A 21,244-nucleotide genomic window follows, 5' to 3' on the forward strand; every position below is an offset into this window, starting at 1 on the left:
GTCTAAATTTAAACCGTTTTTTTGTAAAGCAAAAATTATATTAGCACCATGTTATCCTTCCTTCACCATTCTCTATTAATTTGTTACGCAATTACCGGTATGTTTAAACCATTGGCAGCAGCTGATGCCGGGAATAGTCTTAAACATCCTTTACATCTGAGCGCTACAGAATTAAATTATAACCTCAAAGAGAGTACAATGGAAGTGAGCTGCCGGATATTTACAGATGATTTTGAAGATATCCTCAGCAAAAAATATAAAGTTAAAGCAGATTTGTCTCTGGAGTCCAAACATAAAGAAATGGATCAGCTGGTGCGTAAATACATTGGAGCTCATTTACAACTGGCGGCGAACGGAAAGGTCTTACCGCTAAACTATATTGGTTTTGAAAAAGATAATGAAGCCGTAGTCGTTTATCTGGAATCAGCAAAAGTTAAGAATATTGTTAAACTGGAAACCACCAGTACCGTATTATATGATCTTTTTGATGATCAAACTAATATCTTTCATTTAACCTTTAAAGGCAACAGACACAGTTTTAAACTGACTTATCCAGATAAAAGAGTTGCCTCTTCACTATAGAATCCTTAAAGTTATACTCTTTTACTGAACGTCTTCAACAGCTGTTTAAGGACGTCTTTGGCTATATTGTGCTGGACATTGATACGTACTTTAAGCGGGGTTGATACGGGTCGGGGCGTTTCAACTCCGTATCAACCCCGCTTGAAGTACGTTACAACCTGCAATAGAACACAGCCAGAAACGTTTGTGAAACTTGTTTAGATATTTACTCAAACAATTCTTATCATCATTTTAAACCTTCGTTTAACCGCCAATTTCAGCCCTTTTCGGAGTTGTGACAATACGCTGATATAGATTTTTAAAACTAGTTATACATTTGTCTAACAGTGTTAGATTATTTACACAGTAGCAAGATTACCATGGGTAGTAAAGAAAGAATTCAAAGGGTTAAGGAAGAAACAAGAGCTAACATACTTGATGCTGCCTTAGAAATCGTCAAAGAAGACGGTTGGCAGGCCTTAAGTATGCGCAAAATCGCAGATAAAATTGAATACACTGCGCCGATTATTTATGAATATTTTGCCAATAAAGAAGGCATTCTGCTGGAACTAACGCGAAAAGGAAATTTATTCCTGCTAATCGATCTGAAGAATGCAAAAGCAAAACACAACGATCCTAAAGAGCAACTGGCAGCCATGTGGATTGCTTACTGGGATTTCGCATTTGAACATACACATTTATATCAGGTGATGTTTGGTGTAGACATGATGTGTTGTGAACAGCAAAAAGCATTACCAGAGGCAGAAGCTTCACGTAAACTCATTACAGATACCATTGTAGAAATAATGAATGCTGAAAGTATCTGTGAAGATAGGGTTTGTAGAAAGTATTATACTTTCTGGTCTGTTATCCACGGATTGATTTCTATTAACCTGGTTAGAAGAGGCACTAACGATGAAATGAATCAGCACATTTTAAAAGATGCGATTCACGGAATTATACAAACAATCAACGATTAAAAATTTTTTTATGGAGTACTTAACACTGTTAGATTATTTATTTGTAATTAGCTCACCGCTAAGGAGAAAATCTGTCCGGACTATTTCGTTTTTTTTGCCTCATAACTTAACAGTGTTAAATAACCTATTTACGTTAAAAAAGCATTACCCTAATATTAATAAATAATACATTTTACCTATATCACACACAACAAGTTAAACAACAGATTAACGTTATGAAAATTTCAATTTTACTTCTCGCCGCATTATTTATTGGCTGTTCCAGCGATAAAGTTCAGGTAGCTGCTCCCGTAATACAATCACTTCCGGTTATTGCCTTACACAATAGTTCAGAAACCACTTTTACCGAATATCCAGCTTCCATTCAGGGAGCCGTTGATTTGGAAATACGCCCACAGGTATCGGGTTCATTAGATAAGATCTACGTGAACGAAGGCGCTCTTGTCCAAAAAGGACAACCACTTTTTAAAATTAATGAACTTCCATTCAAGGAAGCAGTAAACAACGCTAAAGCTTTATTACATGCAGCGCAGGCAGCAGTAACCAATGCACAGCTCGAAGTAGATAAACTTACCCCTTTGGTCGCGAACAAAGTTGTATCTGATTTCCAGCTTAAAAGCGCTAAAGCTACCCTTCAATCTGCACAAGCTAGCGTAGAGCAGGCAAGAGCAGGTGTAGCTACGGCAAATATCAACCTGGGTTATACGCTGATTAAAGCACCAGTAACAGGCTATGTAGGCAGGTTACCAAGAAAACAAGGAAGTTTAGTAGGTACTACTGATGCAGTTCCGCTTACGCAACTTTCAGATGCACACGAAGTTCATGTTTACTTTTCTTTAGGAGAGGATGACTTTATCAATTTCAATGCAACTTATCCTGGTAAAACAATCGCAGACAGACTTAAAAAATTACCTGGTGTTGCTTTAGTTTTAGCAGACCGTACAGTTTACGGACAAGAAGGTAAAATAGACATGGTTGACGGCCAGTTTGATAAACAAACAGGTTCCATTGCTTTAAGAGCTACTTTTCCAAATACTCAGGGATTGCTAAGATCGGGTAATACAGGTAAATTAAGACTGAGCATCAGTCACCCGGATGCGATCCTTGTTCCACAATCATCAACGATAGAAGTTCAGGACAAAATGTTCGTTTACACTGTGGATGCTGGAAATAAAGTGAGCAAAACTCCAATTACTATTCTTGGAACTACAGGTATCAATTACTTGGTTAAAGAGGGCGTAAAAGCAGGAGACAAAATTGTTTTTGATGGTATTGATAAATTAAAAGAAGGTGAAGTTATCAAACCTGAAAAACTAAAAGAAGAACCTATTAAAACTGCATTAAGATAATTTAACATATCATGTTTAAGAAATTTATAGACAGACCTGTCTTAGCCACTGTTATTTCCATATTATTGGTGATTCTGGGGGTATTGGGACTAACTAAATTGCCCTTACAGCAATTTCCAGATATCGCGCCTCCTGCTGTTCAGGTAACTGCGCTTTATCCCGGTGCAAATGCCGAAACTGTATTACGTTCTGTAGCGCCATCTCTGGAAGAATCAATCAACGGGGTTGAAAACATGAGCTACATGAGCTCAACAGCGAGTAATGATGGTTCACTGGTAATCTCGGTTTACTTTAAACTAGGTACTGACCCGGATCAGGCGGCAGTAAACGTACAAAATCGTGTAGCACAAGCTACAAGTCAGTTGCCTGCTGAGGTTGTACAAGCAGGGGTAACCACTGCAAAACAACAAAACAGCTTAATCATGGTGGTAGATTTACACACCGATAATGAGAAAAGCTATGATCAGACGTTCTTAGCCAACTATGCGCAGATCAACTTAATTCCTGAGTTAAAAAGGATTCAAGGGGTAGGTCAGGCAAATATATTTGGTGGTAGCAGGGATTATTCGATGCGTGTATGGTTAAACCCTGCACAAATGGCAACTTATAATTTAACGCCAAATGAAGTAATGGCGGTTATTAAAGATAAAAACTTAGAAGCTGCTCCGGGTAAATTCGGGGAGAGCAGTAAGAACGCTTTTGAATACGTACTGAAATATAAAGGTAAATTAACCAAACCAGAAGAGTATCAGAACATGATTATCCGTTCTAATGCTGATGGGTCATTTTTACGTCTTAAAGACGTAGCAAGAGTGGAGTTAGGTTCTTATACCTATTCGAATTTGACCCGTGTAAATGGTAAAGCAGGTCTGAATATTGCGGTTCAGCAGTTAAGTGGATCAAATGCAAATGAGATTCAGATAGCGATCACTAAATTCATGAAAAAAGCTGAAAAGGAATTTCCTAAAGGCGTATCTTATGATGTGGTTTACAGCACTAAAACTTCTCTGGATCAGTCTATTGATCAGGTAATCCATACACTGATTGAGGCATTTATCCTGGTATTTATTGTTGTATTTATCTTCTTACAAGATTTCCGTTCTACACTGATTCCAGCGATTGCTGTTCCGGTAGCGATTTTAGGTACTTTCTTTTTCATGAAGCTTTTTGGTTTCTCGATTAACTTGTTAACCTTATTTGCATTGGTACTGGCCATTGGTATTGTGGTCGATGACGCGATTGTGGTTGTTGAGGCTGTCCATGCGAAAATGGAGCATAAAAAAATGGGTCCAAAACCAGCAACGGCTGCGGCGATGCATGAGATTACAGGAGCGATCATCTCGATTACCCTGGTCATGAGTGCGGTGTTCCTGCCTGTTGGTTTTATGGAAGGCTCTACCGGAGTATTCTACAGACAGTTCGCCTTTACACTGGCAATTGCGATTGTAATTTCGGCTGTGAACGCGTTAACATTGAGTCCTGCATTATGTGCCCTGTTCTTAAAAGAAACACATACAGCGGATCATGGTACTGCTGCGGCTCCAACTAGTTTTAAACAACGTTTCTTTAAAGGATTTAACACTAGTTTTGAATCTTTAACTAACAGATATGTAGGTAGCTTGAAATTCCTGATCCGTACTAAATGGGTAGGTTTAGCTGGTTTATTAATCGTTATCCTTGCTACAGTATGGATGGTGAAAAGAACACCTACAGGATTTATTCCGTCAGAAGATCAAGGCTTCATCGCGATTTCGATGTCATTGCCAGCTGGTGCTTCGCTGGAAAGAAGTACACAGGTATTGAAAGAAACAGAGGTCTTATTAAGACCGTTAGCTTTTACCAAATTGTTTAACGTACTGGGTGGTTTTAACTTGCTTACACAGTCAAACAGTCCATCTGCTGGTGCGATGTTCGTATTATTGAAACCTACTGCAGAACGTGGAGAGGTAAAAGATATCAATGCGATCATGAATGTGATCAGAGGTAAACTTGCAGGTGTTAAAGGTGCGAACTTCTTCGTATTTACTTTCCCTACAGTTCCTGGTTTCAGTAACGTCGACGGTCTGGATATGGTGTTACAGGATAAAACAGGAGGTAACATTGGTAAATTCAGTGGTGTAGCCTATAACTTTATCGGTGAACTAATGAAACGTCCTGAGATTGCAGTTGCTTTTACTACTTTCAGAGCGGATTATCCGCAGTTGGAACTTCAACTGGACGAAGCTAAAGCTGAACAGCTGGGTGTGTCTGTAAGAGATGTGTTAACAACAATGCAGGCCTATTTTGGTAGTGCACAGGCTTCAGATTTTAACAGGTTTGGAAAGTACTACAGGGTAATGGTGCAGGCAGATGTTGCTGACCGTGCTGATCCTTCTTCGATGGATAATGTATTTGTGAAAAACAGAGCTGGTGAAAATGTGCCGATTAATACTTTGGTGAAATTACAAAGGGTTTATGGCCCGGAAACAGTGTCCCGTTATAACTTGTTTAACTCCATCGGTGTGAATGCGATGGCTAAGCCAGGTTATAGTTCTGGTGATGCGATCAGAGCGGTAGAAGAAGTAGCTGCACAGCAATTGCCTTCAGGTTTCTCTTATGAGTTTACTGGTTTGACTAAGGAAGAGATTACTTCTGGTGGTCAGTCTGTGATCATCTTTGGGTTGTGTTTAGTGTTTGTATACTTCCTTTTATCTGCTCAATATGAAAGTTACATCCTGCCATTAGCTGTTATTTTATCTATTCCAACTGGTGTGTTCGGTGTGTTTGTTGCGATCGGCTTAACTGGAATTGAGAATAACATCTATGTGCAGGTGGCATTGGTCATGCTGATTGGACTGCTGGCGAAGAATGCGATTCTGATTGTAGAGTTCGCGGTTCAGCGAAGAAGAGCGGGGAATACTTTGGTTTCTTCTGCTTTAGAGGCTGCTAAGTTAAGACTTCGCCCGATTATCATGACTTCCCTTGCTTTTGTGGTTGGGTTGATCCCGATGATGCGTGCAAGTGGTCCTTCTGCTTTAGGTAACCACTCCATTAGTATTGGTGCTGCTGGCGGGATGATTACAGGGGTTATCCTTGGATTGTTCATCATTCCTGTATTGTTCGTGATCTTCCAGTTTTTACAGGAAAAAGTTACGGGTAAACCACAGGATACAGTTGTAGAAGAACATGAAGAATCTATTAATATTAATGAATATGAAACCGTATAAAAGTATATATACTGCTCTTTTACTTGTACTCGTGCTGGGTGCTTGTAAAGTATCTAAAGATATTCCCTTACCAGTGAATGCTGCTCCTGAAAAATTCAGGGGTAGTGTTTCAACTGACACGGCGAGTATTGCAGCACTGCCTTATAAAGATTTTTTTAAGGAACAGACGATCAGAAATCTGATTGATACTGCGATCGTGAATAATTACGATATGCAGATTGCACTGAAAAATATGGAAGCTGCGGCTTTGTTATTTAGTCAGTCAAAATTGGGTAATATACCTGAGTTAAATTTAAAGGTTGGAGCAAATTCAAGTCGTCCTTCAGACAATAGTTTGAATGGTTTGCAGATTGGTCAGTTTTCTCAGTCTAAACATATTGAGGATTATAGTGTAACTGGCGGATTAAGCTGGGAGGCAGATATCTGGCGTAAAATTGCGAACCAGAGAAATGCAGCAGGCGCGGCTTTTATGCAGTCTGCTGAGGTTAAAAAGGCTGTTCAAACGAGATTAGTCTCCAATATTGCACAGAGTTTTTATAGATTGATCATGTTGGATACTCAACTGGAAATTGCTAAGAAAAACTTGTCTTTAAATGATAGTACGTTAAATATTATCAGGTTACAGTTTGATGCTGGACAGGTAACTTCACTGGCAATTCAACAAGCTGAGGCTCAACAATTGGTCGCTGCTGGTCTGGTTCCTCAATTGGAGCAAAGAATAGCTTTGGAAGAGAATGCTTTGAGTATTTTAACAGGTGCTTTCCCTAAGACTATTGCAAGGATCGGAACTTTAAATTCGATCAATGTTCAGGATCAGGTGAGTACTGGTATTCCTTCACGCATGTTAAGTTTAAGACCTGATGTGAAAAGTGCAGAGCTGGAGTTAGTGAAAGCGAATGCAAAGGTTGGAATTGCGAAAGCAAGTTTATATCCTTCTCTTGTGATTACTGCAAATGGTGGTTTGAATTCGTTTAAGGCGAGTAACTGGTTTAATATTCCAGGGTCATTGTTTGGTGTGGTTGCTGGTGGGATTACGCAGCCGATTTTTCAGCGTAAACAGTTAAGGACTCAGTATGAGGTTGCTTTAGTTGACCGTGAGAAATCAGTAATTCAGTTCAGGTCTTCGGTTTTGACTGCGGTTGGTGAGGTTTCTGATGAACTGGTTAAAATTGAAAAGTTGAAAGAGCAGTATGTGATTGCTGATAAAAGGGTTAGAACTGTGCAGAGTGGTTTGAGCAATGCGAATATGTTGTTTAAAAGCGGTATGGCGAATTATTTGGAAGTGATTAATGCACAGAGTAATGCGTTGCAGAGTGAGTTGGATTTAGCAACTGTAAAGACTGCGCAGTTAAATGCGGTGGTTGAGTTGTACAGGGCTTTAGGTGGGGGTTGGAAGTAAACTCTAAAAAAACAAGGATAATAATGTTCGGCGACATTGCCGTCGCTGAAGAGGCTCGGAACGGATGCCTTCACATTTATCATCCTTGTTTTTTTTCGAAGTCATATCTGGGTTGGAAGTAAACTCTAAAAAAACAAGGATAATAATGTTCGGCGACATTGCCGTCGCCGAAGAGGCTCGGAACGAATGCCTTCACATTTATCATCCTTGTTTTTTTTCGAAGTCATATCTGGATTGGATTATTTACAAGGGTTGTCCGGCTGGATTGCTTTATGTTAGAAGAATTTTAGAAGGGGTACATTACTTTGGTTTTGTATCCCTTTTTTATTGTTAACATAATTATTGAATAAGGTGTTTGATGTGAAAATATTTATATTTTTATTTAAGTGTATTTAATTTTGGTGTATAAAAAATAGCATTATTTTTGATAATATTTCAATTAATCTATCGCTATGAAAAAAAAATCGCCAAAAAAAGTGTCCTACCTCCTTGCAGTGCTGGGTGTTACATTTTTTATCACTATTGCAGGATGTAAAAAAGATCAAACTAATTCGGATGCGGCTACATTTGGTAGCGCTAAGAATGGTACTCTTTCTACTTTGGCTAACACCAAAAATGCATTAAGTAGCTTAAAAGGGGGATGTATAGATGACGTTATCAATGCCAAAATTGGTGATGACCCATTTGGGTTAACAGATGCATATTTTGCTTGCAAATTTGGCAGTAGCGTTTCAAAAGGCCCTGTCGTTACAGGTCACCCTCCGATCGGGGATACGCCCGAACTGGTGTTCAGGTCAAACTCAGATGAGGTAGAGGCACTCTTTATTAGTGCAGGGATGAATGCGGACGACAAAAATGATCCCGCAAAGGTGGCACAATTGAAACTTTTAATAGCCCCGTGCATCACTGTTATTAATAATGCAGGCGCAATGCTTCCCTTAAACTTTGGTGAAGTTGGTTTTGCAGTCGCTAATCCTTTAACGATATGCTATATTGTGAGAAATTATCCATCAGTATCATTCTCAGTAGTATATGTAGGAACGATGGATTTCATCGAGCAAATTATGACAACCTGGTATTATGCACAACCTAATGCATATCATGCCGATAAATGGACTCCGGGCTTTGTTTCCCATAGCTCTGGCCAAAAAGATAATCCGCTATGGAATCAGCTGGGGCTTGACAAAATCTTGCTGCCACAAAATAATCAGAACCTTTAATACACGCAATGCCTTGGTATATTTTGAAAATGGGCGGGGATAGGGTAAGTGATTTGAAGCTTACAATTCAGTCGGGTAAATTGGTCTGATGAATTGGATATTGTATTGATTTTCAGGACATGTTTTGAAGGTATTATCCGCGTTTGATTGATTCTGAGAGGGTTGAGATAACGAATGTAGATTGTGGAACAGTTGTTGATTACCGACATAGAAAACATCTTCTATGGAAAATACAAATACTCCTCCGCAAAAAAAGTCAAGAAGTAAATTCTGGGCTATATTAATATTGGTTGTCGTTTTATTTTTGGCCGGTTTTGGCTATTATAGATATTTCTTTGTTTTTGGTGAAGGTGTAAAGGCAGGTCAGCTGAATTACTTCGTGAAAAAGGGATATATGTTTAAGACAAATGAAGGACGTATCATTCAGACTGGAATACGTTCTCAGGCTCCGGGAAATATAGCTTCTAATGAGTTTATGTTTTCGGTAACAGATCCGAAGGTTGCTGAACAGCTGAATAAAAATGCAGGTTCTAATATTGAAGTGCATTATAAAGAATATATCAGTCCACTGCCCTGGAGAGGGGTAAGTGTTTTTGTAGTAGATAGTTTGATTTCTGCTGCACCTGGTAATGGGGTGAATATACAAAACTAATGGAACAGGCTTTGCCTAAATTAAACAATTGTCTGGGCAATTGTTTAATTTAGCAGGCAATGAGAATTCTTCATACGGCCGACTGGCACCTGGGAAAAAGACTGGAACAAAGTGAACGTACAGATGAGCATCAGGCTTTTCTTGACTGGCTGATACAGACTTTACAGACCGAAAAAATAGATGTTTTAATCGTTGCTGGTGATGTTTTTGACACTGGCAGTCCCTCTAATACAGCTTTTGAGCAGTATTATGGTTTTTTAAGAAGAGTAAAGGATACCAACTGCAGAGAAGTCATCATTATTGGGGGCAATCATGATTCTATCAGTACCCTGAATGCCCCTTCTACGCTGCTCAAGTACTTTAATGTACATATTGTTGGCGGTGTCCCTGAACAATTTACAGATCAGATTATAGAAATACACAATCCTTCGGGTAAACTGGAGCTGGTAGTTTGTGCCGTTCCTTTTCTGCGTGACCGGGATATCAGACTTTCTGTTTCGGGCGAGACTGCTGAAGAAAGAGAAAACCGTATCAAACAGGGGATTTGCGATCATTATCATCGTTTCAAAGAATATATTGTGGAATATAAGGCTAACCATATTCCGGTAATTGCTACAGGGCATCTTTTTGCTGCTGGGGCCAGTACTTCGGATAGTGAAAAAGAGATCCATGTGGGTAATCTGGGGCAGGTTGGTGGAGATCAGTTTCCGGTTGAGTTTGATTATGTTGCATTGGGGCATATTCACCGGCCTCAGGTGATCAATGAAATGAATCATATCAGGTATTCAGGTTCCCCAATTCCATTGAGTTTTTCTGAAACTGACGATAAAAAACAAGTTATTGTTCTTGAATTTGAAGAGGGTGAGTTAGTTAGCCTCGTAGAAGTTGAAGTGCCTGGTTATCGCAAGCTGATCCGGATTAAGGGCGATTTTGAAAAGGTGAAGACTAAATTGGTTTTACTGGAAGATCCTGGAACATTATATCCGGCATGGGTAGAGGTTCAGGTGGAAACAGAAGCCTTCATTTTTGATTTAGAGGAACAGTTGAATACGCTGATCGTCAATAAGCCTTTTATAGAGCGGCTATTTCCCCGTCAGCTCAGAACAAGAGCAATCCGGAATCTGGATGAACAAACGCATGAGGCTATGGCATTGACTGATCTTGATCCGCAGACCGTGTTTTTAAAGCGGTGTGAGGCGGAATATCCAGAAGAGGATCATGCAGATTTGCTGCTTACTTTTAAAGAGGTTTTGGAATATATGGCACAAAAGGAGGATAAGGGATGAAGATTATAAGTATCAAATTTTTAAATCTTAATTCCCTGAAAGGGCAGCATGAGATTCGTTTTGATCAACCTCCTTTTACTGAGAGCGGAATCTTTGCGATTACCGGGCCCACTGGTGCTGGAAAAACAACGATACTGGATGCGATTACGGTCGCTTTGTATGGACGGGTACATCGCCATACCAAAGATGTATTTGAAATTATGACGCGGCATACAGGCGAGTCCTTTGCGGAAGTAGAGTTTGAAGTCAAAGATAAATTATACAGGGCCAAATGGTCTATCAGGCGTAGCCGCGGAAAAGCAGAAGGTGCATTGCAAACACAAAAAATGGAGCTCGCCGAAGCGGTTAGTGGCACCATTATTATTGAGCATCCTTTGCAGGAAGTGAGAGATAAGATTGTAGAGTTATGCGGACTGGATTATAACCAGTTTTTACGTTCTGTAATTTTATCGCAGGGAGATTTTACACGCTTTTTGAAAGCGGATGAGAATGAAAGAAGTGAACTGCTGGAAAGGATAACCGATACTGGTATTTATTCGCAGATTTCTATGGATGCTTATGAAAAAGCAAAAGAAGAACGGGCGAAACTGGATCAGCTAAGAGGACAACTGGATCATGTGGTTTTACTGGCTGCTGAGGAAAGGACTATTTATCAGGATAGTTTATTGGCACTTTCTGAGCAGGAGAGCGATTTGAAAGTGCAGGAGGCATTATTGAGGACTAAAATTGACTGGCTGAATACGCTTGGCAAATTAGAAACCAGGAAAACGGAATTGCTGCAGAGTTTGTCTGCAGATGAGCTTTTTTATGCTTCACATGAAGATCGTTTTTTCAGGCTTCAAAAGCATTTATCTGCATTGGTTCATCGCCCTGCATTAGCGGAATTAGCCACCATAGAAAGCCAGCAACTTAAAATCAAGAGTGATTTGCAGCAGGCAGAAGCAGCGCATCCGGATTTAGTTAAAGAGGAAGCCGTGATGAAAACTGCTTTAGAGCAGGCCAAACAGAAAATTGGATTAACAGAACAAACTATAACGGAGTCGGAACCGGTTTTTGAAGCAGTAGCAAAGAAAGATTTGTTAATTGAACAGGCTAAAAGTGAGCTGAATAAGATCAGGAAGTCTTTTGATGACGCTAATTTAAGTCTTCAAACCATTACTACTGACCGGCTGCGTATGGATCAGCAGTTAAAGGCTTTACAGCAACGGATCAATCTACTTTCAGAGTGGCTGAAAGGTAATTCTAAAGAACGTGAGCTGGATAAGGAAGTGATTGTATTTAGCCAGATGGTACAGCAGCTGAAGAGTTTAGAAGCAGGTGCTGCGGGCAAGCAGAAACATTTGCTGGAGTATAAAACCCAGGCAGAAAAAGGTAAGCTGATTGTTATGGAGGCCGAAAAAAACAGTGGTTTGCTGGAACTGAAGCTGGTTGAATTTCAGGCAGCAATAGCCAGGTTTAGTCAGGAGTTACAACACACTTTGGCTGGGAAAACTGTAGAAGAACTAGAAGCAGATTTTAGCACATTGCCTGTGCTGATTCAGACTTCCGAACAACAGTTACGTTTGTCTGGCCAATACCATAAGCTTTTGACAGAGCAAGATGCATTGACTGCGGCTTTAGAGACTTACGAAAAGCAAAAGATTGCTGTCGCGCAAGTAATAGCTAAACTGGAATTGGAAAGTGCGGATGGCGCAACCCAGCTAGACTATTTGCAGCAAATTTATGAGCTGGAAGTAAAAGTGCAGAAGTATGATGCAGACCGTTTACAACTGGAACCAGAACAACCTTGCCCGCTTTGCGGCTCGGTACATCATCCCTTTGTAGAGGGAAAATATACCAGTAAGTTAACGGAGTCGGCAACCAGACGTAATCAACAACTGGAGCAGGTTAATTTGCTGAAAAAGAATTTAAATCAACAGCTGATCGCGCTGAATACATTGGATCATCAAGTGCAGACCAGTGAGAAATCTCTGGCGGTTTTAAAGGAAGCTATTGCACAAAGTCTTTTGGAGTTTAATGCAAATAATAAGAAGTTACCTAAGCCTTTAGAGCTTGTTAAGCCTGCAATTATAGAGGCAGTAATTAAGAGAAAGAAATTACAACAGCAAGCTTTAGAAGTTCAATTAAAGGCCGTAAAGAATACGCAAGCGCAAATCATTGCAATGGAGCTACAAGTTAACACGCAAAAAGAAATTTCAGCACAGGAGCGGAATAAGATTGAGCAAGCAGGTTTAACTATTAGTTTTGCTGAAAAACAATTAAACTTAACTAGTCAGGAGCTTGAAGCAGCCGGGCAGGAGATTAAAGTGGTCGTGGCTAAAGCTGTTCAATTGACTAAGCCATTCGGGATTCTTTTTGAGGCAGAACGTGCTGAGGAAATTATATCGGAAATGAAGGAAAGGTTTGAACGTTATCAGACCTCTGAAAGGGAGTTAAACCAGTTACAACCTGATCTTCGTCAGCAGGAAACGGAACTTAAGAACAGCCTTTTGGTATGGAATGAGAAGAAGGATCAGATCGAATTGCTAACTGGACAATTGAGGGAAGAAGAAAAGGTTTGGCAGCAATTGCAAGAAGATCGTATTGAACTTTTTGGTTCAAAAGATCCTGTGCAGGAAAGAATGCAATTGGTCAATGCTTTAAAGAAATATAGGGAAGAGGCCGAGAATTTTCAGCGTGCATTACAAGAGAAGCAAGCTAAAGTGCGAATTATTGAAGACCGGAAAGCAACACTGCATGTTTCTTATTTATCGACTAAGGAGGTGTTTAATACCCATTTAGCCAAGCTCATGGGCAAGCTTACTCAAGAAGGATTACAAAGTTTAACGGAGTTGAAGCAATTGTATTTACCTGAACAGGAGGCTAAGGCTGCAGAGGAGTTACAGAAAGAGGCTGCTCAGAAAATAGCATCTGGCAAAAGCCTTTTATTGGCAGCTGAAAAGGATCTGCAAGTGGAACGACAAAAAGCACTAACAGAAGAAACCACTGAGGTCATCAGTCCTCAGCTGGAAGAATATAGCCAGCAATTGAGAGTGTTAGTAGAGCAGATGGTGAGGTTAAGACATCAGCTTGCTGAAGATGATCTGCTAAAATTAAAACATAGTGAAGTTGCCGGGCAAATTGCTGAACAGCAAAAACAGTCGGATCGCTTCCAGAAACTGGCCGCTTTGATCGGATCTGCTGATGGTAAAAAGTTCAGCCGCTTTGCGCAGGGACTTACTTTAGCAAGGCTGACAGAATTGGCGAATCGTCATTTGCTGCGGTTAAGTGATCGGTACAGTATTCTGAAAAGTCCTGAAAAAGATCTGGATCTGCAAATCATTGATGGGTACCAGGCAGATGTAATCAGGCCAATGTCCACGCTTTCTGGTGGAGAGAGTTTCCTGGTCAGCCTTTCGCTGGCTTTAGGTTTATCAGATCTGGCGAGCCGCAAAGTACAGATCAATTCGCTGTTTATTGATGAAGGATTTGGTACACTGGATGCAGAAACGCTTGATGTCGCGATTACGGCATTGGAGAACCTGCAGGCGAATGGGAAGAGTATAGGTATTATCTCGCATGTCGAGACTTTGAAGGAAAGAATTGGTACACAGATACAACTGAGCAGACAACCGGGAGGATCAAGTAAAATAGCATTGTTTAGCTATGGGGAACTGATAAGTCATGATGCTCAATAAAACAATTGAGCATCATGACTTGATCTGCCTAAAAAGTTATTTATATACGGGCGATTAAACTACTGTCTTGCATAGGGACAACGATATTTGCTGCAAGATGCACGTCCAGATATTTTGAAAAATAAGATTGATGTGTTCCATTGATGAAAATAACAGTTCTCCCTTCAATGGTATTGATTACTTTATCTGATAGCTCTGCTGGCACGGCCGGGCAACCCTGGCTGCGTCCTAGTCTTCCTAACTCATTAATCGTTCCCTGGCTTACATAAGGTGCGCCATGAACCACAATAGAGCGTCTTCTGGCGTTTGAATTGTAACCTTCGTCCATACCATCCAGACGAAGTGAGCGTCCATGTTTTCCTTTATAAACTTCGGCAGTCACATAAAAACCAAGACTGCTTTCGTAAGAATCAGTAGCATCAGAGAAACGGGTCGCTAAATCATCACCACTACGCTGACCATGCGCTACCCAGGTATTTAATAGCAGGGAGTCTGTGGAAAGATCAATGATCCAGAGCCGCTTTTTTGTACTGTTCTGGTCGAAGTCTGCGATGGTTAAAATAGATTTTTCACTGGAAACCTTCCCAACATTTTTAAGGTTATAAAATCCAGTCAATGCTTTCTCAAAAACCTGATGACTAAGACCTGTTTGTTCCAGATGGGCTGCATGATAGATTTTGTTTACATGCAAATTGTAAAGGGAGTCTTGGGTAACAACTTTGTCCGGTAAATTCCGGTTTGAACAAGGTATCCAGCTAATTATAATGGTCAGGGCAAGTATGCTAAATGTTATTCCTGCTCCGCCTAAAAGGTATTTTCTCATAGATTGGGGTTTAAGTGCTATGTTTGATACGATTAATTAGGTAGTTTTTTTCTTCAGATAATGTAGGTTTTGAGGAGGTTTTTTTAGTTTTAGTTGAACAAAGGTACTGAAATCTAAATGGTTAGAACAAAAAAGTGGTATAATTACTTCATGATGACTTATATAAATATATAAAAATAGTCCTGTAAATACGATTTATGTATTTTTACTGCCCGGTTAAATTATCTTTTTATGCGGCAGTTTTTTATGTCAAAGCTCACCAATTCTTACGCCCTGTTTCTTTCCTTTCTTTTACTCTTTACCGGGCTGAACCTGGCCTCAGCTCAGGAAAAATGGACTTTATCTGTTAATAAAGAAGGTATTCAGGTGTATACCAGGCCAATTGAACATTCTAAAATCAGGGCAATTAAAGTAGTCAGCAACATACCAGCTGCTTGCTCACAACTGCTCGCTGCTATTTTAGATATACAAACCTGTGGTGAATGGGTTTACCATAGCAAAGAAAATGTGTTGATTAAACAGGTTTCTCCACTGGATCTCATCTATTACTCCCTTGTTGAAGTGCCATGGCCAGCAGAGGATCGTGATTATGTAGTGCATATACAAGCGGAACAAGATCCTCAGACTAAAGTGATCACCGTAAATTCTCCATGCATCCCAGGTTACGTGGACGAAAAGAAAAATATAGTCAGGATCAGCCATTCGGTTGGGAAATGGACCATTACACCGGTTAGTAAAAATCAAGTGAGGGCGGAATATGTACTGGAGGTTGATCCGATGGGAAATATACCAGCCTGGTTAATTAATCTTTTTGCTACCAAAGGCCCGCTGGAAACGTTTAGAAACCTGAAAGCGCATGTGCAGAAGGACGTGTATAAAAAAGCACACTTTAAGCTTATTAGTGATTAAAGAAAATATATTATCGCTGCTGTAAAACATTTGGTCGTATTTGGAGTTATACTTGTAAACAGAAAACTATAGGTATAATGAGAATCGAAAGTGAAATTGTAAGTGCAATCCAATCCAGAGACTTTGAAAAAGCGAAATCCTTACTCCAGAGCGGAGAGAAAATCTCTAAAGAAGTAACCAGTCAACCCAATTTCACCCTTCCTTTCAGTCAGGTTATCAAAGCTAAAGAATTTGATATTATTGACCTTTGGGTTGCGGATAAAACTATTGAAACTGATATTTACGAGTATGACTCTTTCCGGAATACAATTTTTGAAACTATAATCAGAGAATTTCCAGCAGATGAGGAATCAATTGCCTGGTTATCAGTTTTTCTTGGAAAACTGGACAATCTTAATGATGAGATAGGGAATGTTACCTTATTAAGTTATGCATTTGAAAATGGGGCGGATGTGAAAATTATCCAATGTCTGATTGATGCCGGCTGCGATGTTAATTACACGAATAATGCAGAACAAAGCCTGCTTTATGAGGTAGTCAATAAAAGAATGATGGCTCCTGAAAAAGCGATCGCTTATATAGAGGTTTTAATTGATGCTGGTTTAGATGTCAATAAAGCCAATGTAGTCAGAGAAACGCCGCTGATGGCGGCTATTAATAACAATAAAATTGATTACCTGGATTTGCTTTTAGAAAATGGGGCAGATGCAAATGTGCAGGACCAGAAAGGCAAAACTGCTTTTACCCGTGCGGTAGTAGACCAGTGCAGTGAAAAGCTGTATGATAAACTCGCAGCCTATACTACGCCAGATTTCGATCAGGTTGATGACACTGGAAATACATTGCTATCTTCTTATTTAAGCCGTCTGAGTAATAATTCCTATATCAGTATGCTGCCAAAGCTCTTAGAAGCAGGTGCAGATATTAATCAGAAAGCACCACATTATGATCAGCAAAAATCCGGTCTGGACTGGTTAGCTGAGAAATCCTTCGAAACTTTAGAAATAGCACTGGAAACAGGTAAAATAGAGATTAATGAACAGGATGATCTGGGCGAGACGATCTTGCACAAGGTATGTGGTTATAATACTGTGTTAGATGAACAGAAAGCAAAGGATATTTATAAAAAGGTAAAGTTGCTGATTGAATCGGGAGCGGATGTGAATGTGGTTAACAGTAACGAAGAAACCCCTTTAATGCTGGCATCCAACAACAATATCAAGATAAAAACAGTACAATTATTAATGTCCAATTCAGCAAAATAATTAACGTATCAAATGTCAATGTCATTCCTGATTGCCTGCGAAAATGGCAATAGAAAAATAGCGGAGTTATTACTCTCTTCCGATGAAACGGATGTGAAATATACAGATGAAAGAGGCCGGACAGCCTTGCATTATGCAGCCCATAGAGGATATCTGGATATTGTGAAAATACTGGCCGATAAAGGCTCTGATATTGATTACGAAGATCATAATGGAGAAACGCCGCTTTATTTTGCGCTGGTTCAGAAAGAGAAACAAACTGCCCTGTTTTTGATTGAAAAAGGAGCTAAGATCAATATCAATGATAATCAAGGCAACAGTTTCTCTCATATTACAGCCAGAACAGCGCAGATTGAGGTGCTTAAAAAGCTTATAGATCTCGGATTGGAAGTAGATTTAGAAAACAATGATGCGGAAACTCCTCTGCTGATTGCTGCGGGTTGCAGTAACAGAGAGATTGTCAAGACACTTTTGGAACATGGCGCAGATATTCATAAAACCAATAACCTTGGAGATCATGCATTGTTGATTGCTGCGAAAGCTAAAAATAGCCAGATGGCAGAACTATTAATTGATAATGGTGCTGATGTCAATCATATCAATGACGCAGGTGAGAGCGCGTTATTAGTGGCTTGCTATGATAATAATCAACTGATCGTTAAATTACTGGTTAAAAGAGGAGCGGATATTTTTATCTCTTCAAAAGCTGGAATGTCACCGATCTGGTATGCTGTTGCCCACAATCAAAAAGAAACTGTCAGGTTATTTATTGAGAATGGACTGGATTCCAATTATGCCAGACCATTTAATAAATCAGATGGAGCAATGGATTCTTACCTGGACTGGGTGGAAAGTGCTGTGGAGACTGCGTTAGATAATAACTTTAACCTGAACAATGAGGTTTGCAGTGGAGAGAGTTTATTGCAGTTGGCTGTAAAGTGTGGTGCGCTGAGCATGGTGAAATTGCTGGTAGAGAAAGACGCTGCTGTAGATTATCAGGATGAATCGGGTAATACCGCTTTACACTATGCAGCTTTGAATGGCAAGAAAGATATTGTCAAATTCCTATTGGAGCATGCTGCCGATGTGAATGTTGTCAATGTCAAAGAACAAAAGGCAATTGACTATTCCAACATCAAAGGATATAATGAAATCACAGAGCTGATTATGAAATTCAGTGCTCCCGGAACTGTAGTGACCCCGGTAATTAAAGCTGATGCACCTGCCGCTGCTCCTGTAAATGATCTGGCTTCTAAAAAGCAAGCTTTAATGGATTTGAAAGAATTGCTCGATGCGGGTATACTTACGCAGGAGGAATTTGATTTGGAAAAAGGCAAAATTTTAAAAGGATAATATACAAAAATGGGCTGGTTTCTATGAAGGAACCAGCCTTTTTATTGAACTCAGATGGACGAATTTAGTATAAGGTTTTTGCACCACACCGTTACTGTTACTTCAGCAAATAATGGACAGTATATTGTTTCTTATGATGAAACGATAAATGGTGTTGTGGTTCCATTGGTGCTTGGTGTCATCTATCCCAAAGAAGACATTGAGCTTGGTATCAGGTGGATTACCGATGACGATTTATCTGACGAACTAGTCCAGTTACTGGGTGAGATGATCCGCGACAGGGGCATGTAATTAACCTGCAATGCTATACTACTGATCCTTCTTTCATTAATTCCCTGTGTTTTGCACCCCACTGACTGAGCTGTTTCCAAATTGGGATGAGTTCTATTCCTATAGTTGTTAATTCATACTCTACTCTTGGCGGAACTTCTGCGTATACAGTACGCTTAATGATACCGTCAGCTTCCAATTCTCTTAAATGTAAAGTCAGCATACGCTCAGTAATGTTGCAGATTTCTCTTTTCAGCTCACTGAACCTGAGTTTTCCCGGTTCTAGTTTACAAAGAATTAATAGCTTCCATCTTCCACCTACCATACAAATTGAATAGGTTAAGTCACAGTCATTTGTGATGTATTTTCTATTTAAATTATTCGTTGAATTTTCCTTGATATTTCCCATTACTTACTTTTTTGTATGTACCATACAATTGGTGTATTGCCCGTAAAAGTAAGGGTTACCATTTAATTTAGCCAGCTCAATTTAAATAAACCATGATTGTAAATAAAAAAACAGCTTATATAGGATGCCTTGGAATGGTTGGTATCATCAGTACAGAGTTTGGTGTTATTGGTGTATTGCCTCAATTGGCTGAACATTACCAGATTACGATTGATAAAGCAGGTGTTCTGCTGAGTGCATTTGCGTTGGTTATTGCGCTAACAGGTCCTTTTATGACTTTAATAGCCTCAGGCTTCGACCGTAAAAAAGTGATGCTAACGGCTATTGCTATATTTTTGATTACGGGTATTGTATCTTCTTTTGCACCACCTTTCTGGCTGTTGCTTACGGTACGCATATTACCTGCATTCTTGCAGCCGGTTTATATTTCTACGGCTATTGCAGCTGCTGTAGCTTCTGGTCAGCAAAAGGATGAACATCAGTTGATGGGGATTGTATTAGGGGGAATTGCTATTGCAATGGTTACTACTGTTCCGCTGGCAACTTATCTGGCCGGGTTATTTACCTGGAAAGCTTCATTTATGGTACAAACTGCGGTCAGTGGGCTTGCGCTCCTTGGGATATGGAAGATGTTGCCGCCGATGCCGGTTTTAAGCAGGAAATCGTATGGTAGTCAATTGCTAATTCTGAAACGCCCATCTTTTCTGATCAGTACAGCTATGAATTTCTTTATGATTGCTGCCTGGTTTTCTACTTATAGCTACTTCGCTGATTATCTGGGTAAAGTGAAGCAAATGGACGAAAAGATGATTAGCTATATGCTCTTCTTATTTGGGATTACCGGGATTGTTTCCAATTGGATTTCCGGAAAAATGCTGAGTAAAAATATTCCATTAACTACGGCAGCTTTTTTGTCAGGGACGATACTGATCCCTTTCGCTTTGCAATATTCGGGTGGGAATACGGGGTTGACTATTTTAATTGTCGCGGTCTGGGGCTTCTTATATGCTCCTTGTTTTCTCAATGCATCTGCTTACATGATTTCTGCTGCACCCAATGCGCTTGAATTTGCCAATAGCCTGGCTACTTCTTTCGGAAACCTTGGGGTCTCAGTAGGAACGATTGTGAGCGGCTGGATTATTGCAACAAGCGGAATAGCGATGTCCCCATGGGTTGGAATGGGTTTTGGTGTATTGTCTTTGGCAATGATCGCACTGAGAAGCCTGATTGAAAGCCGGCAGCAACAAGTGAAATGTTATACTTGATTTATCGCTTAAATTAAATAGCTTCTTCCTATATTACAACTATGAAATGGTTCAATCAACCCGGCACATGGAATGGAGATGCCGCCCTTTTAAATTTTACTGTAGATCCGGACACGGACTACTGGCAAGTGACACATTATGGGTTTAAACGTGATAATGGCCCTTTTTACTATCAGGAGGTTACTGGTGATTTCCAGGCAAGCGTGAAAATTACCGGTCAGTATCAGGAACTTTTTCATCAGGCCGGATTAATGATCAGGATAGATGAAAAGAACTGGATTAAAACGGGAATAGAATATGTGGACGGCGTTCAGAATATCAGTGCCGTGGTGACCAGGGAGGTTTCAGACTGGTCTGTGGTGCCGCGTCATGATAGTCCAGAGTCTGTTTGGCTGAAATTATTGCGCAAAGGAGATTATGTAGAGATCAAATATTCATTTGATCAAAAGAAATATGATATGTTGCGTCTGGCTTATTTTCCTCCGGGAGTAAAAGTGCAGATTGGTATGGTTGCTGCGGCGCCTGGGAAAGAGAGTTTTTCGGTGACTTTTGAAGATTTCAAGGTAGAGGCTGTATAAGCAGGTATAAAAAAAGGGAGCCACTGGAAATGGCTCCCTTTT

The 21,244-nt window shown here is 40.0% G+C and carries 17 protein-coding genes; 15 read left to right on the forward strand and 2 right to left on the reverse strand.

Annotated features, from left to right (window positions below; translation table 11 throughout):
- Positions 1-48: 48 nt before the first annotated feature.
- The 9 genes from ABIB30_RS11185 to ABIB30_RS11225 all read left to right on the forward strand — a co-directional run bounded on the left by ABIB30_RS11185 (position 49) and on the right by ABIB30_RS11225 (position 14,330).
- Entirely contained in the window at positions 49-582 is a 534-nt protein-coding gene (locus tag ABIB30_RS11185) for a DUF6702 family protein (protein WP_354302009.1), read from the forward strand.
- 359 nt (positions 583-941) lie between these two features.
- Entirely contained in the window at positions 942-1,541 is a 600-nt protein-coding gene (locus ABIB30_RS11190) for a TetR/AcrR family transcriptional regulator (RefSeq protein WP_111631785.1), read from the forward strand.
- 215 nt (positions 1,542-1,756) lie between these two features.
- Positions 1,757-2,890, forward strand: a complete 1,134-nt coding sequence (locus tag ABIB30_RS11195) for an efflux RND transporter periplasmic adaptor subunit (RefSeq protein ID WP_354302011.1) — start codon at positions 1,757-1,759, stop codon at positions 2,888-2,890.
- Positions 2,891-2,901: 11 nt separating this feature from the next.
- Entirely contained in the window at positions 2,902-6,096 is a 3,195-nt protein-coding gene (locus ABIB30_RS11200; RefSeq protein WP_354302014.1) for an efflux RND transporter permease subunit, read from the forward strand.
- Positions 6,083-7,495 carry a TolC family protein gene (locus ABIB30_RS11205; protein ID WP_354302016.1) on the forward strand — a complete coding sequence of 471 codons (1,413 nt, stop codon included), beginning with the start codon at positions 6,083-6,085 and terminating at the stop codon, positions 7,493-7,495. The genes ABIB30_RS11200 and ABIB30_RS11205 overlap by 14 nt, the downstream gene beginning before the upstream one ends.
- A gap of 452 nt (positions 7,496-7,947) precedes the next feature.
- Entirely contained in the window at positions 7,948-8,715 is a 768-nt protein-coding gene (locus ABIB30_RS11210) for a hypothetical protein (RefSeq protein WP_354302018.1), read from the forward strand.
- Between the two features lie 223 nt (positions 8,716-8,938).
- Entirely contained in the window at positions 8,939-9,367 is a 429-nt protein-coding gene (locus ABIB30_RS11215) for a flagellar basal body-associated FliL family protein (protein WP_354302020.1), read from the forward strand.
- A gap of 59 nt (positions 9,368-9,426) precedes the next feature.
- Positions 9,427-10,653 (forward strand): exonuclease SbcCD subunit D C-terminal domain-containing protein, encoded by a 1,227-nt coding sequence (locus ABIB30_RS11220; protein WP_354302022.1) that lies wholly within the window; start codon positions 9,427-9,429, stop codon positions 10,651-10,653.
- Positions 10,650-14,330: an AAA family ATPase gene (locus ABIB30_RS11225; protein ID WP_354302024.1), complete on the forward strand. Its 3,681-nt coding sequence runs from the start codon at positions 10,650-10,652 to the stop codon at positions 14,328-14,330. Before ABIB30_RS11220 ends, ABIB30_RS11225 begins: the two co-directional genes overlap by 4 nt.
- A gap of 40 nt (positions 14,331-14,370) precedes the next feature.
- Here the strand turns inward: ABIB30_RS11225 and ABIB30_RS11230 are convergent, their stop codons facing one another.
- Positions 14,371-15,153 (reverse strand): murein L,D-transpeptidase catalytic domain family protein, encoded by a 783-nt coding sequence (locus ABIB30_RS11230; protein WP_354302026.1) that lies wholly within the window; start codon positions 15,151-15,153, stop codon positions 14,371-14,373.
- 246 nt (positions 15,154-15,399) lie between these two features.
- Here ABIB30_RS11230 and ABIB30_RS11235 point away from each other — a divergent pair, with 246 nt between their 5' ends.
- The 4 genes from ABIB30_RS11235 to ABIB30_RS11250 all read left to right on the forward strand — a co-directional run bounded on the left by ABIB30_RS11235 (position 15,400) and on the right by ABIB30_RS11250 (position 18,971).
- Complete coding sequence (locus tag ABIB30_RS11235; RefSeq protein ID WP_354302028.1) at positions 15,400-16,062, forward strand: START domain-containing protein; 663 nt, start codon at positions 15,400-15,402, stop codon at positions 16,060-16,062.
- A 77-nt stretch (positions 16,063-16,139) separates the two neighbouring features.
- The gene (locus tag ABIB30_RS11240; RefSeq protein ID WP_354302030.1) at positions 16,140-17,327 is read left to right on the forward strand and encodes an ankyrin repeat domain-containing protein; all 1,188 of its coding nucleotides are present in this window, start codon (positions 16,140-16,142) and stop codon (positions 17,325-17,327) included.
- A 12-nt stretch (positions 17,328-17,339) separates the two neighbouring features.
- A complete protein-coding gene (locus tag ABIB30_RS11245) occupies positions 17,340-18,680 on the forward strand; it encodes an ankyrin repeat domain-containing protein (RefSeq protein WP_354302032.1) in 1,341 nt (446 codons plus the stop codon).
- A 54-nt stretch (positions 18,681-18,734) separates the two neighbouring features.
- Positions 18,735-18,971 carry a hypothetical protein gene (locus ABIB30_RS11250; protein ID WP_354302034.1) on the forward strand — a complete coding sequence of 79 codons (237 nt, stop codon included), beginning with the start codon at positions 18,735-18,737 and terminating at the stop codon, positions 18,969-18,971.
- Positions 18,972-18,984: 13 nt separating this feature from the next.
- Here ABIB30_RS11250 and ABIB30_RS11255 read toward each other — a convergent pair whose 3' ends face one another.
- Positions 18,985-19,359: a winged helix-turn-helix transcriptional regulator gene (locus ABIB30_RS11255; protein WP_354302036.1), complete on the reverse strand. Its 375-nt coding sequence runs from the start codon at positions 19,357-19,359 to the stop codon at positions 18,985-18,987.
- A 92-nt stretch (positions 19,360-19,451) separates the two neighbouring features.
- On the opposite strand from ABIB30_RS11255, the gene ABIB30_RS11260 reads away from it, so the two are divergent.
- Together ABIB30_RS11260 and ABIB30_RS11265 are read left to right on the forward strand one after the other, a co-directional pair.
- On the forward strand, positions 19,452-20,624 hold the full coding sequence (locus ABIB30_RS11260; protein ID WP_354302038.1) for an MFS transporter: 1,173 nt from the start codon (positions 19,452-19,454) through the stop codon (positions 20,622-20,624).
- Positions 20,625-20,665: 41 nt separating this feature from the next.
- A complete protein-coding gene (locus ABIB30_RS11265) occupies positions 20,666-21,202 on the forward strand; it encodes a DUF1349 domain-containing protein (RefSeq protein ID WP_354302040.1) in 537 nt (178 codons plus the stop codon).
- The last annotated feature ends 42 nt before the right edge of the window (positions 21,203-21,244 follow it).

Origin of the sequence: Pedobacter sp. UYP1 (assembly GCF_040547305.1) — a bacterium.
In the GTDB taxonomy this organism is placed as follows: domain Bacteria; phylum Bacteroidota; class Bacteroidia; order Sphingobacteriales; family Sphingobacteriaceae; genus Pedobacter.